The following is a 12,800-nucleotide window of genomic DNA, read 5'->3' as shown; positions in this document are numbered from 1 at the left end:
TTCATAGCAATATGTAATAAATAACACATTTAATAATTAAAAGAGGCTAATGTGAAACTGGATGAAATCGCCCGCTTGGCTGGTGTTTCACGAACAACAGCAAGTTATGTCATTAATGGTAAGGCGAAACAGTACCGTGTAAGTGACAAGACTGTTGAAAAAGTGATGGCGGTGGTCAGAGAGCATAATTACCACCCGAACGCTGTTGCCGCGGGATTACGTGCTGGTCGTACGCGTTCTATTGGTTTGGTTATTCCTGATTTGGAAAACACCAGTTATACCAGGATCGCAAATTACCTTGAACGACAAGCACGCCAACGCGGTTATCAGTTGCTAATTGCATGTTCAGAAGACCAACCTGACAACGAAATTCGTTGTGTTGAGCATTTATTACAACGTCAAGTTGATGCCATTATTGTTTCAACGGCATTGCCACCAGAACACCCTTTTTATCAGCGTTGGGCTAATCGCTCATTACCGATTATCGCGCTAGATAGGGCATTAGAAAGTGAGCATTTTATCAGCGTTGTTGGTGATGACTTAGAAGATGCCAAAATGTTGGCAACTGAACTGAAAGCTTTTCCTTCGCAATCTGTACTTTACTTAGGGGCCCTTCCTGAACTCTCTGTGAGTTTTTTACGTGAACAAGGTTTCCGTAGTGTTTGGAAAGATGATCCTCGAGAAGTAACCTACCTTTATGCTAATAGCTATGAGCGAGAAGCCGCAGCAGTCGCTTTCTCAGAATGGCTAAACAATAATCCAATGCCAGATGCATTATTCACAACTTCGTTTGCTTTATTGCAAGGGGTTATGGATGTGACGTTACAACGAAGTGGCCGTTTACCAACACAATTGGTTATTGCGACTTTCGGTGATCATGAGTTATTGGATTTCCTTGAATGCCCTGTTTTATCTGTCGCTCAACGACATCGTGATATTGCAGAACGTGTATTAGAACTTGTTCTTGCTAGTCTGGAAGAAGAACAAAAACCGCAAGCGGGAATTACACGTATTCGTCGTGATTTATGTCGCCGAGGCAGTTTAGGACGCGCACGTTAATTTGATATTGCTTTATCATAATTACCTGCATTTATACTCATCCCTGTTTTATTAAATTAAAACGGGGATGCTTTATTTGATTTAAGAATGTCGAATAGCTTAGAGAATATTAAATTTGAGATTAATCTTAAGCTTTTTTTTACTATTTCTTTCATTTTTCTAAGTTAATAGATTAAATTTTGACATACCCATAAGTGATATTGCTTAACTTTAATAAATAACAGATTTTACTTTAGAGAAAGTGAGAAGAAAATAAATAACTATCTGCCTGATATTGAATTATTTTTTTAAGCCTTTCTATTTTTATTTATATAAAAGCACCCTCAAATGATTATGTTGGCTAAAGGTAAATGAACTGCTATAAATTAGTTTTTTATCATTAAAATTATTATTTACTCATTATGATTTCTTTATCTGGTTTTCTTCCTTGTTATCGTTATAAATAATTACTTTTCGTAATTAAAAATATAAAATGAAAAATAATCGCTATTAATCATAGTGTTAATATTCCTTATTTCTTTTTTGTCAATAATTTCAACATTTCGGTGTACTCATCAAATTACTGTAAATATAAATAAAGCTTCCTACATCTGGCTTGACAACGTTTTCATACCATCCGTAAACTCTATTTGTGGGGATTTGTGGGATAATGTGGTGTAAATTACAAAGCTGAGGGTAATGAGGATGTTTCGTGGAGCAACACTCGTTAATCTTGACAGCAAAGGGCGAATAACAGTTCCTTCCCGTTATCGAACAACGCTGAGTGAGATTTCTGAAGGTCAAATGGTTTGTACCATTGATCTCAATCAGCCGTGTTTATTGCTTTATACACTTCCTGAATGGGAAAAGATTGAGTTAAAATTGGCGGCTTTGTCTTCCATGAACCCGGCTGAACGTCGAGTTCAACGTCTGTTATTAGGACATGCCAGCGAATGCCAAATGGATAGTGCAGGACGTCTTTTGCTAGCTAGCACGCTAAGACAGCATGCGGGGCTAACCAAAGAGGTCATGTTAGTCGGTCAATTCAATAAATTTGAATTGTGGGATGAACAGGTCTGGTATAGCCAGATTGAAAAAGACATTGTTGCCGAGCAAACCTCTCAGGAACCGTTATCGACACGACTATTGGATTTATCACTTTAAATAATGACAACAAATAATTTTAGCCATACCAGTGTACTACTGGATGAAGCAGTGAATGGCCTGAACATTAAGTCTTCAGGTATCTATATCGACGGAACATTTGGTCGCGGAGGCCACTCCCGTTTAATTTTATCGCAATTAGGTGAGCAAGGTCGCTTGATAGCGATAGACCGAGATCCACAAGCTATTGCAGTTGCCAATGAAATAGATGATGCACGATTTTCTATTGTTCATGGGCCTTTTTCAAATATTGAACAGTATGTCAAAGAGTTAGGTTTAGCTGGGAAGATTGATGGCGTTTTGCTGGATTTAGGCGTTTCTTCTCCTCAGCTTGATGATCCTGAACGTGGTTTTTCTTTTATGCGAGACGGGCCACTTGATATGCGTATGGACCCCACTTCAGGGCAATCTGCTGCGCAATGGCTAATGACAGCTGCAGAAGATGACATTACTTGGGTACTGAAAACATTTGGTGAAGAACGTTTCGCTAAGCGCATTGCACGCGCCATTGTTGCTCGTAATAAAACAGAAGAGCCGTTGACACGAACTAAGCAGTTAGCTGATTTAATTAGTGAAGCAAGCCCTGTAAAAGAGCGCCATAAGCATCCAGCAACACGAAGCTTTCAAGCAATTCGAATCTATATCAACAGCGAATTAGATGAAATTGAAAAAGCATTAAAAGGTGCAGTCTCAGTTTTAGCACCAGAAGGGCGTTTATCTGTGATTAGCTTCCATTCATTAGAAGACCGATTAGTAAAACGCTTTATTCGTGATGAAAGCAAAGGGCCAGTTGTCCCAGCGGGTATTCCACTCACAGAAGCGCAGATAAAAGAGTTAGGAAGTGCTCGCTTATCCAGTATTCACAAGATGAAACCGACAGGTATAGAGGTGGAAGAGAACCCACGGGCACGAAGCTCTGTATTACGTGTAGCACAACGTATTGAGGAATAAATGTCTACAGAACGACACACACTACCAGGAGTTATAGGGCAGGATTTACTGCGTCATGGCAAGTTACCTGTATGTTTACTGATAGCCGTGATTATTTCTGCGGTGTATGTCGTGACGACAGCGCACAAGACACGTTTATTGACAGCAGAAAAAGAGCGTTTAGTGCTGGAAAAAAATGTATTGGATATCGAATGGCGCAACCTCATTCTTGAAGAAAATGCACTGGCCGATCATAGCCGAGTAGAGCGTTTTTCAAGTGATAGTTTGGGGATGGTTCATGTTGATCCAACAAAAGAGAACATCGTGGTTACTAAATAATTAAGGCAAGTATGAAATTTTCACGTTCGGCAAAAGCGAAAGCAAAGACAAAGTCAAATGCCAAACTACGCAAGCCTGAAGAAAAAACAGGATTTGTGAGTTGGCGTTTTGCGTTGCTTTGCACAGGCATTGGTATCGCTTTAGCCGCGCTATTAATCCGTGTTGCCTATTTACAAATTATTAATCCAGATCCCCTAATTCGTGAAGGGGATATGCGTTCTTTACGTGTACAAAAAGTCCCAACAGCAAGAGGGATGATCAGCGATAGAATGGGAAGACCTCTTGCAGTCAGTGTGCCTGTGTATGCTATTTGGGCAGATCCTAAAGTTGTATTGGATGCCAATCCAGATATGACAGATTCTCGTTGGTTAGCGCTTGCTGACGCACTAAAGATCTCCGTCAGTCAAATCGAACAGAAAATTGCTGCCGCACCTTCCGCACGTTTTATCTATCTTGCTCGCCAAGTTAATCCCGAAATTAGTGATTACATTAGTAAATTGAAAATTACTGGGATTAACATGCGCCAAGAATCCAAACGTTATTATCCATCGGGTGAAGTAACTGCTCATATTATTGGTGTAACGAATATTGATGGTGATGGCATTGAAGGTGTTGAAAAAAGTTTTAACCAATGGCTAACAGGTGCTCCTGGTGAACGTGTCGTTCGTAAGGATGGTTTCAATCGAGTCATTGAAAATATTGCTCAAACAGATAGTCAAGCTGCTCATAACTTGATGTTAAGTATTGATGAACGCCTACAATCCGTGGTTTATCGTGAATTAACCAATGCTGTTATCAAGAATAAAGCAGAATCTGGAACTGCTGTTTTAGTAGACGTCAATACAGGCGAAGTGTTAGCAATGGCGAATAGCCCATCTTATAACCCGAATAATTTAGCGGGAACGCCTAAAGATGCGATGCGTAATCGTGCTATCACCGATATTTTTGAACCAGGTTCTACAGTAAAACCGATGGTTGTGATGAGTGCTCTGCACAATCATATTGTTAAAGAAAATAGTGTTATTAATACAATTCCTTATCGTCTTAACGGACATCAAATAAAAGATGTGGCGTTATATCATGAGTTATCGATAACAGGAATATTACAGAAATCGAGTAACGTTGGTGTTTCACGACTAGCGTTAGCGATGCCTGCATCTGAACTTGTGGATGTTTATTCACGATTTGGATTCGGGAAGCCAACTAACTTGGGGCTAGTTGGTGAAAGTAGTGGCATATTTCCAATAAAAAAACAACGGTGGTCCGATCTTGAAAGGGCCACCTTCTCATTCGGATATGGGCTAATGGTAACACCGTTACAATTAGCGCGTGTCTATGCAACGATTGGTAGTTTTGGTATTTACCGTCCACTCTCAATTACAAAAGTTGATCCTCCTGTACCAGGAACGCGCGTATTTCCTGAGCCAGTAATGAAAACGGTCGTGCATATGATGGAAAGTGTTGCATTGCCCGGTGGCGGTGGTGTAAGTGCGGCTATTAAAGGGTATCGCATTGCGATTAAAACAGGTACGGCGAAAAAAGTAGGACCAGACGGAAAATATATCAATCAATATATCTCTTATGCGGCGGGCGTTGCGCCTGCGAGTCGTCCACGTTTTGCGTTGGTTGTGATAATCAACGAACCTAAAGCGGGTAAATATTACGGGGGCGCAGTATCTGCACCGGTGTTTGGCACAATCATGGGCGCGGTTTTACGAACAATGAACGTAGAACCAGATGCATTGATGCCAGACGATAAAAATGAATTTGTAATTAAAAAAGAAGAGGATACAAGTGGCCGATCCTAACTTAAGTGACCTATTAGGGGCACTAGGGATACAAGCACCGTCATTGATGCTCAAAGACATGACACTCGACAGCCGAAAAGCGGCAAGCGGTGATCTTTTTATCGCCATTAAGGGTCATGAAACTGATGGTAGACGCTATATTCCTCAAGCAATTGCTCAAGGTGTTTCTGCGGTATTAGCGGAAGCACAAGATGTTGCAACGCATGGTGAAATTCGTGAAAGCCACGGCATACCTGTTATTTATATTGATAATCTCAATGCGGAATTATCAAAATTAGCTGGATATTTTTATCATCAACCAGCTGAAAAACTGAAATTAATTGGTGTTACTGGAACTAACGGAAAAACAACAACAACACAATTGTTAGCGCAGTGGGCACAAGGATTAGGCGAAACCAGTGCTGTGATGGGAACAGTAGGTAACGGGCTATTAGGTCACGTTGTTCCAGCCATGAACACCACAGGCTCTGCGGTTGATATTCAATTAGAGTTACAACAACTATTAAATCAAGGCGCGACATTTACAGCGATGGAAGTCTCTTCTCATGGCTTAGTGCAAGGTCGCGTTAGCGCTTTACCTTTTGTGGCCAGTGTGTTTACTAATTTAAGTCGTGATCATCTTGATTATCATGGTGATATGGCAAATTACGAAGAGGCCAAATGGTTATTGTTCTCCACACATCATAGTGGTGAGAAAATCATTAATGCGGATGATACTGTTGGTCAAAAATGGTTATTACGTTTGCCTGACGCTGTTGCAGTGACAATGGATAATAAATTGCCTGTAAATTGGCAAGGTCGCTTCGTTAAAACAACAAACATTAATTACCACGATGAAGGTGCAACTATTCGCTTTAGCTCAAGCTGGGGTGAAGGGGAAATTGAAAGCCCATTAATGGGGGCATTTAACGTCAGTAATCTATTATGTGCTTTAGCGACATTGTTAGCACTGGAATATCCATTAGATGCTGTGATTAAAGCATCGTCTGCACTTACTCCTGTTTGTGGTCGAATGGAAGTGTTTAGTGCAGATAATCGTCCTACCGTTATTGTCGATTATGCTCATACTCCTGATGCACTAGAAAAAGCACTCCAAGCCACTCGTTTACACTGCACTGGTAAATTGTGGTGTGTGTTTGGTTGTGGTGGTGATAGAGATAAAGGTAAGCGCCCACTAATGGGTGCAGTTGCAGAAGAATTAGCAGATAAAGTTGTTATCACTGATGACAATCCACGTAGTGAAGAGCCAAAAGCCATTATTCAAGATATTCTTTCTGGTTTAATGGAACCTGGCCGTGCAATTGCTATTGAAGGCAGAGCAGAAGCAGTGACTAACGTGATTATGCAAGCCGATGCTAATGATATGATTTTAGTCGCAGGCAAAGGGCATGAAGATTATCAGTTAGTCGGTTCACGTCGCCTTGATTATTCGGATAGATTAACCGTTGCACGGTTATTAGGGGTGATAGCATGATCCCTTTATCACTAGAAATCATTGCACAAGTTACAGATGGTCAGTTGAGCCATATTGCTCAAAGCCAAGCTAATCAGTTAACGATTAAATCAATTTCAACAGATAGCCGCAATATTGATGAATATTGCCTCTTTATTGCATTAGCAGGTGAGCGTTTTGATGCGCATGACTTTATCGCTGATGTCAAAGAAAAGGGCGCCGTTGCCGTATTGGTTAACCGTGAAATTGATATTGATTGTCCGCAAATCATTGTGAAAGATACTCGTTTGGCAATGGGGGCGATTGCTACTCATATCCGTTCACTGAGCAATGCTAAAATTGTGGCATTGACAGGCTCTTCAGGAAAAACATCTGTCAAAGAAATGACGGCTTCGATTTTGCGTCATTGTGGTGAAACTTTATATACTCACGGTAATTTAAATAATGATATTGGTGTGCCACTAACACTGTTTCGTTTAACACCAGAGCATCGTTTTGCCGTTATCGAGCTAGGTGCAAATCATATTGGTGAAATTGCCTATACCGTGGATATGGTTAAACCTGATAGCGCTTTGGTAAATAATCTCTTTTCTGCTCATATTGAAGGTTTCGGCTCACTTGAAGGTATTGCCCAAGCAAAAGGCGAAATCTTTACACATCTAAAAGAGCAAGGTACTGCCATTATTAATCGTGATAGTAATGACTTACCTCTATGGGAACGCCACTTTAATGCGCGTCAAACGCAATGGTCTTTCTCTTTATCAGCTCACAGTAATGCTGATTTTTATCCGACGGATATCGCTATTAAGCAATTCACCACTAACTTCACCTTACATACACCAGAAGGTTGTGTTGAAGTCACTCTTCCATTGCCGGGACGTCATAATATTGCCAATGCTTTAGCTGCTAGTGCGTTGGCACTTTCAGCAGGCGCAACGCTTGATGCGGTTCGCCTTGGGTTATCAACATTAAAAGCGGTACCTGGGCGATTGTACCCTGTGGAGTTAACCACCGGGAAAATGGTGTTAGATGATACTTATAATGCGAATGATGGTTCGATGATTGCGGGCTTGCAAGTGCTCTCTCAATTGCCGGGATATAAGATTTTTGTTGCGGGAGATATGGCTGAGTTAGGTAAAGACTCAGAGAAATGTCACCGTGATGTGGGACGTTTTGCACACAATGCAGGGATTGATAGTGTATTTACCGTAGGGGATCACAGCCACTTTATTAGTGATGAAAACCAAGGTGGTCAGCATTTTACATTTAAAGCCGACTTACTCGCTCAATTAATTCCATTATTACAGCAGCATGATGTTGTTTCAGTTTTAGTAAAAGGTTCACGAAGCTCCGCAATGGAAGATATCGTGAACGCATTAAAGGAGTGCTTTGAATGTTAGTTTGGCTAGCCGAATATTTGGTTAAATACCATACATTTTTTAATGTGTTTTCTTATCTGACATTCAGGGCGATTGTTGGTTTATTGACGGCATTAATTATTGCTTTGTGGATGGGGCCTCACCTCATTGCTTGGTTACAAAAAATGCAAATTGGACAAGTGGTTCGTAGTGAAGGGCCAGAGTCTCACTTTAGCAAACGTGGCACACCAACAATGGGCGGGATTATGATCCTGTTCTCTATCTCCATTTCCACATTACTATGGGCAAGACTAGACAACCCTTATGTTTGGTGTGTGTTATTGGTTTTAATTGGTTATGGCGTTATCGGCTTTGTTGATGATTATCGCAAAGTCGTTCGTAAAGATACTAAAGGCTTGATCGCACGTTGGAAATATTTCTGGCAATCCGTGTTGGCGTTAGTCGTTGCATTTAGTATGTATGCTATTGGTAAAGATACTCCTGCAACACAGCTAGTCGTTCCATTCTTTAAAGATGTTATGCCTCAATTAGGCATGCTTTATATTTTACTGGCTTATTTCGTCATTGTGGGAACAAGTAACGCCGTTAACTTAACGGATGGTTTAGATGGTTTAGCCATTATGCCAACTGTTTTTGTCGCCGCTGGTTTTGCATTAGTCGCATGGGCGACAGGTAACGTTAATTTTGCAAGTTACTTGAAGATCCCCTATTTAATGCATGCGGGCGAATTAGTGATTGTATGTACCGCTATCGTCGGTGCGGGTTTAGGTTTTCTTTGGTTTAACACTTACCCAGCGCAAGTCTTTATGGGAGATGTTGGTTCTCTCGCATTGGGTGGTGCGTTAGGTACGATTGCTGTGTTATTACGCCAAGAATTCTTATTAGTGATTATGGGAGGTGTGTTTGTTGTTGAAACACTCTCCGTTATTTTACAAGTCGGTTCATTTAAATTACGTGGTCAGCGTATTTTCCGTATGGCTCCAATTCATCACCACTATGAATTAAAAGGCTGGCCTGAACCTCGTGTTATTGTCCGCTTCTGGATTATTTCACTGATGTTAGTGCTTATTGGTCTGGCGACGTTAAAGGTACGTTAAGATGGCAAATTATCAGGGAAAAAAAGTCGTTGTTGTTGGGCTTGGAATAACAGGTCTTTCCTGCGTTGACTTTTTTATCCGTCAAGGTGTTACACCTAAAGTGATTGATACGCGCCAAAAACCAGGAGGCTTAGATAAGCTTCCTGTTGACGTTGAATATCATACAGGTAGCTTTCACCAAGCATGGCTTAACGATGCTGATTTAATTGTCTCAAGTCCTGGTATTGCCCTTTCGACTCCTGAGCTTGTTGAAGCTGCAAGTCATGGTGTCGAAATTGTGGGGGATATTGAACTGTTTTGTCGCGAAGCAAAAGCACCTATTGTGGCTATTACAGGCTCTAATGGTAAAAGCACAGTTACAATGCTTGTGGGTGAAATGGCAAAAGCGGATGGTATTCGAGTTGGTGTTGGGGGGAATATTGGTGTTCCTGCACTGACCTTGCTAACTGAGCCTCATGATCTTTATGTATTAGAGCTATCAAGTTTCCAACTAGAAACCACGTATAGCTTAAAAGCAGCTGCGGCGACAGTCTTAAATATTAGCGAAGATCATATGAATCGCTATCCATTAGGATTGGAACAGTACCGTGAAGCGAAATTACGTATCTATGATAATGCTAATACCTGCGTTTATAACCAAGATGACACACTCACATTACCTTTAATGGGTAAAGATGGCCGTTGTGTCAGTTTTGGAGTAGGGCAAGGTGATTATCAGCTTGATAACACAAATCGCGTCTTAAAAGTAAATGGTGAAAAAGTTCTTTCAACGTCCGAAATGTATCTTTCAGGACAGCATAACTATACCAATGCATTAGCGGCACTAGCACTTGCAGATGCAGTGGAGATTTCTCGTCAAGCAGCAACTGAAGTACTGAAAACGTATCACGGTCTTGCTCATCGTTTTCAATTAGTTTATTCACATCAAAATGTACGCTGGATAAATGATTCGAAAGCGACCAATGTGGGAAGTACAGAAGCGGCATTACGAGGACTCGACGTCGAAGGTACATTGCACCTTTTATTAGGTGGTGATGGAAAATCAGCCGATTTTACAGCTTTATTGCCTTATATCAGTGGTGACAATATTCGCCTCTATTGCTTTGGACAAGACGGGCAAGCTCTAGCTAGTTTACGACCAGATGTCTCTTTATTAACAGTGACAATGGAAGAGGCAATGCGTGCATTAGCCCCTACTGTTAAACCAGGGGATATGGTGTTGCTTTCACCAGCTTGCGCAAGTTTAGATCAGTTTAAATGTTTTGAGCAACGTGGTGATGAATTTGCGCGCTTGGCAAGGGAGCTTGGCTGATGAGCATATTCGCAATGCGAAGACTAAAACAGTGGTTAGTGGGCAGTTATCAAACTGAGAATACGGCGTTTGTGCCGTATGATCGCACTTTGCTCTGGTTTACTTTCGGATTAGCGGTTATCGGTTTTGTCATGGTGACATCAGCTTCAATGCCTGTTGGTCAACGACTTGCAGAAGATCCTTTCCTATTTGCAAAGCGTGATGGAATTTACCTTATCGTGGCGTTTTGTATTGCGTTAGTCACTATGCGTATTCCTATGGCAATTTGGCAACGTTATAGCAGTCTAATGCTGTTTGGTTCAATACTACTTTTATTAGTGGTATTGGGCGTCGGAAGTTCGGTTAATGGTGCTTCACGTTGGATTGCTGTGGGGCCATTAAACTTTCAACCTGCTGAATTATCAAAATTGGCTTTATTTTGTTACTTATCTAGCTACTTAGTTCGAAAAGTTGAAGAGGTCAGAAACAACTTTTGGGGTTTCTGTAAGCCGATGGGCGTTATGTTAGTACTGGCTGTTTTACTGTTATTGCAGCCAGACTTAGGTACCGTGGTTGTGTTGTTTGTTACCACATTGGCACTTTTATTTTTAGCGGGTGCTAAGATCTGGCAATTCTTAGCGATTATCGGTTCAGGTATTGCCGCTGTGGTTATGCTTATCATTGTTGAACCTTATCGTGTTCGCCGGATCACTTCTTTCTTAGAGCCTTGGGAGGATCCATTTGGTAGTGGTTACCAATTAACGCAATCTTTGATGGCATTTGGCCGAGGCGATTTGCTTGGACAAGGTTTAGGAAACTCAGTACAAAAACTGGAATATTTGCCAGAAGCACATACCGACTTTATTTTCTCCATTTTGGCAGAAGAACTTGGTTATATCGGTGTGGTTTTAGTGCTTTTAATGGTATTCTTCATCGCTTTTCGCGCGATGCAAATTGGGCGACGTGCATTGATACTCGATCAGCGCTTTTCAGGCTTTTTAGCGTGTTCAATTGGGATCTGGTTTACATTCCAATCCTTGGTCAATGTAGGCGCAGCAGCAGGCATGTTGCCAACGAAGGGATTAACTCTTCCTCTTATTAGTTACGGTGGTTCAAGTTTGATTATTATGTCAACAGCCATCGTGATGTTGTTACGAATAGATTATGAAACACGTCTAGCACAAGCTCAGGCGTTTGTAAGGAGCCCGAAATGAGCGAGCGTAGACGCCGTTTAATGGTAATGGCTGGTGGTACGGGGGGACACGTATTCCCCGGGCTAGCTGTTGCTCATTATCTACAATCCCAAGGTTGGGAAATCCGATGGTTAGGAACGGCGGATAGAATGGAAGCTGATTTAGTACCCAAACACGGTATTGATATTGAATTTATTCGTATTTCTGGCTTACGTGGTAAAGGTATTAAAGCATTAATAGCAGCGCCAATTCGTATAATTAAAGCCATTTTTCAGGCGCGCGCCATTATGAAACGTTATCAACCCGATGCTGTGCTTGGTATGGGCGGTTATGTTTCAGGCCCCGGTGGTGTTGCGGCTTGGATGTGTGGCATCCCCGTTATTTTGCATGAACAAAATGGGATTGCTGGATTAACCAATCGTTGGCTATCCAAGATTGCTAAACGTGTATTACAGGCTTTTCCGGGCGCATTTCCTAAAGCGCCAGTTGTTGGGAATCCTGTACGTGAAGATGTATTAGCGCTTGAAGCGCCATCGGTACGATTAAAAGAGAGAACTGGTCCGATTCGAGTGTTGATTATTGGTGGTAGCCAAGGCGCTCGAATTTTAAATCATACCTTGCCGGTGGTCGCTGGTTTGCTTGGTGAACATGTTACAATCTGGCATCAAGCAGGAAAAGGTGGCGAAAGTGATACAAAAACACGCTATCAGAATGAATTAGCGAAAAATTCAGTTAAATCTGAATACAAAGTTACTGAATTTATTGATGATATAGCGCAAGCTTACCAATGGGCTGATGTTGTCGTATGTCGTTCCGGCGCATTAACAGTCAGTGAAATTGCCGCTGCGGGATTACCCGCTATTTTTGTTCCCTTCCAGCACAAAGATAGACAGCAATATTGGAATGCCCTGCCATTAGAAAAAGCGGGGGCAGCGCGAATTATCGAGCAAAATGATTTAACTCCAGAAGTCATTGCACAAACCCTAAAGCAGTGGGATAGAGAAACATTGTTAGCGATGGCAGAAAAAGCAAAAAGTGTTGCGATTACGGATGCCACAGCGCGTGTAGCGAATGTGATAATCGAAGTGGCAAAGAAATAAACGTAACT

General features: G+C 41.5%; 11 protein-coding genes. All 11 read left to right on the top strand.

Annotated features, from left to right (window positions below):
- Positions 1-51: 51 nt before the first annotated feature.
- Positions 52-1,059: a catabolite repressor/activator gene (cra, locus tag LW139_RS14945; protein ID WP_247850146.1), complete on the top strand. Its 1,008-nt coding sequence runs from the start codon at positions 52-54 to the stop codon at positions 1,057-1,059.
- Between the two features lie 684 nt (positions 1,060-1,743).
- Entirely contained in the window at positions 1,744-2,202 is a 459-nt protein-coding gene (gene mraZ / locus LW139_RS14940) for a division/cell wall cluster transcriptional repressor MraZ (protein ID WP_072069274.1), read from the top strand.
- A 3-nt stretch (positions 2,203-2,205) separates the two neighbouring features.
- The gene (gene rsmH, locus LW139_RS14935; protein ID WP_109407471.1) at positions 2,206-3,153 is read left to right on the top strand and encodes a 16S rRNA (cytosine(1402)-N(4))-methyltransferase RsmH; all 948 of its coding nucleotides are present in this window, start codon (positions 2,206-2,208) and stop codon (positions 3,151-3,153) included.
- Positions 3,154-3,471 carry a cell division protein FtsL gene (gene ftsL / locus LW139_RS14930; RefSeq protein ID WP_082151795.1) on the top strand — a complete coding sequence of 106 codons (318 nt, stop codon included), beginning with the start codon at positions 3,154-3,156 and terminating at the stop codon, positions 3,469-3,471.
- A gap of 11 nt (positions 3,472-3,482) precedes the next feature.
- Positions 3,483-5,279, top strand: a complete 1,797-nt coding sequence (ftsI, locus tag LW139_RS14925) for a peptidoglycan glycosyltransferase FtsI (RefSeq protein WP_247850145.1) — start codon at positions 3,483-3,485, stop codon at positions 5,277-5,279.
- Complete coding sequence (gene murE / locus LW139_RS14920; RefSeq protein ID WP_166540889.1) at positions 5,266-6,753, top strand: UDP-N-acetylmuramoyl-L-alanyl-D-glutamate--2,6-diaminopimelate ligase; 1,488 nt, start codon at positions 5,266-5,268, stop codon at positions 6,751-6,753. Before ftsI ends, murE begins: the two co-directional genes overlap by 14 nt.
- On the top strand, positions 6,750-8,132 hold the full coding sequence (gene murF / locus LW139_RS14915) for a UDP-N-acetylmuramoyl-tripeptide--D-alanyl-D-alanine ligase (RefSeq protein ID WP_247850144.1): 1,383 nt from the start codon (positions 6,750-6,752) through the stop codon (positions 8,130-8,132). The genes murE and murF overlap by 4 nt, the downstream gene beginning before the upstream one ends.
- The gene (gene mraY / locus LW139_RS14910; RefSeq protein WP_023581493.1) at positions 8,126-9,208 is read left to right on the top strand and encodes a phospho-N-acetylmuramoyl-pentapeptide-transferase; all 1,083 of its coding nucleotides are present in this window, start codon (positions 8,126-8,128) and stop codon (positions 9,206-9,208) included. The genes murF and mraY overlap by 7 nt, the downstream gene beginning before the upstream one ends.
- 1 nt (position 9,209) lies before the next feature.
- Positions 9,210-10,520 (top strand): UDP-N-acetylmuramoyl-L-alanine--D-glutamate ligase, encoded by a 1,311-nt coding sequence (gene murD, locus LW139_RS14905; protein WP_166540887.1) that lies wholly within the window; start codon positions 9,210-9,212, stop codon positions 10,518-10,520.
- On the top strand, positions 10,520-11,713 hold the full coding sequence (gene ftsW, locus LW139_RS14900; RefSeq protein WP_109407466.1) for a cell division protein FtsW: 1,194 nt from the start codon (positions 10,520-10,522) through the stop codon (positions 11,711-11,713). The genes murD and ftsW overlap by 1 nt, the downstream gene beginning before the upstream one ends.
- Positions 11,710-12,792, top strand: a complete 1,083-nt coding sequence (gene murG / locus LW139_RS14895) for an undecaprenyldiphospho-muramoylpentapeptide beta-N-acetylglucosaminyltransferase (protein ID WP_210813311.1) — start codon at positions 11,710-11,712, stop codon at positions 12,790-12,792. The genes ftsW and murG overlap by 4 nt, the downstream gene beginning before the upstream one ends.
- The last annotated feature ends 8 nt before the right edge of the window (positions 12,793-12,800 follow it).

The sequence above is a fragment of the Proteus vulgaris genome (assembly GCF_023100685.1).
Classification (GTDB): domain Bacteria; phylum Pseudomonadota; class Gammaproteobacteria; order Enterobacterales; family Enterobacteriaceae; genus Proteus.
This window is presented reverse-complemented; position numbering and strand designations above follow the sequence as displayed.

What these genes read in the sequence shown, in the direction of transcription:
- ftsW (WP_109407466.1), top strand. Translation starts at nt 10,520, where the DNA reads ATGAGCATATTCGCAATGCGAAGACTAAAACAGTGGTTAGTGGGCAGT.
- ftsI (WP_247850145.1), top strand. Translation starts at nt 3,483, where the DNA reads ATGAAATTTTCACGTTCGGCAAAAGCGAAAGCAAAGACAAAGTCAAAT.
- mraY (WP_023581493.1), top strand. Translation starts at nt 8,126, where the DNA reads ATGTTAGTTTGGCTAGCCGAATATTTGGTTAAATACCATACATTTTTT.
- murF (WP_247850144.1), top strand. Translation starts at nt 6,750, where the DNA reads ATGATCCCTTTATCACTAGAAATCATTGCACAAGTTACAGATGGTCAG.
- mraZ (WP_072069274.1), top strand. Translation starts at nt 1,744, where the DNA reads ATGTTTCGTGGAGCAACACTCGTTAATCTTGACAGCAAAGGGCGAATA.
- rsmH (WP_109407471.1), top strand. Translation starts at nt 2,206, where the DNA reads ATGACAACAAATAATTTTAGCCATACCAGTGTACTACTGGATGAAGCA.
- murG (WP_210813311.1), top strand. Translation starts at nt 11,710, where the DNA reads ATGAGCGAGCGTAGACGCCGTTTAATGGTAATGGCTGGTGGTACGGGG.
- ftsL (WP_082151795.1), top strand. Translation starts at nt 3,154, where the DNA reads ATGTCTACAGAACGACACACACTACCAGGAGTTATAGGGCAGGATTTA.
- murD (WP_166540887.1), top strand. Translation starts at nt 9,210, where the DNA reads ATGGCAAATTATCAGGGAAAAAAAGTCGTTGTTGTTGGGCTTGGAATA.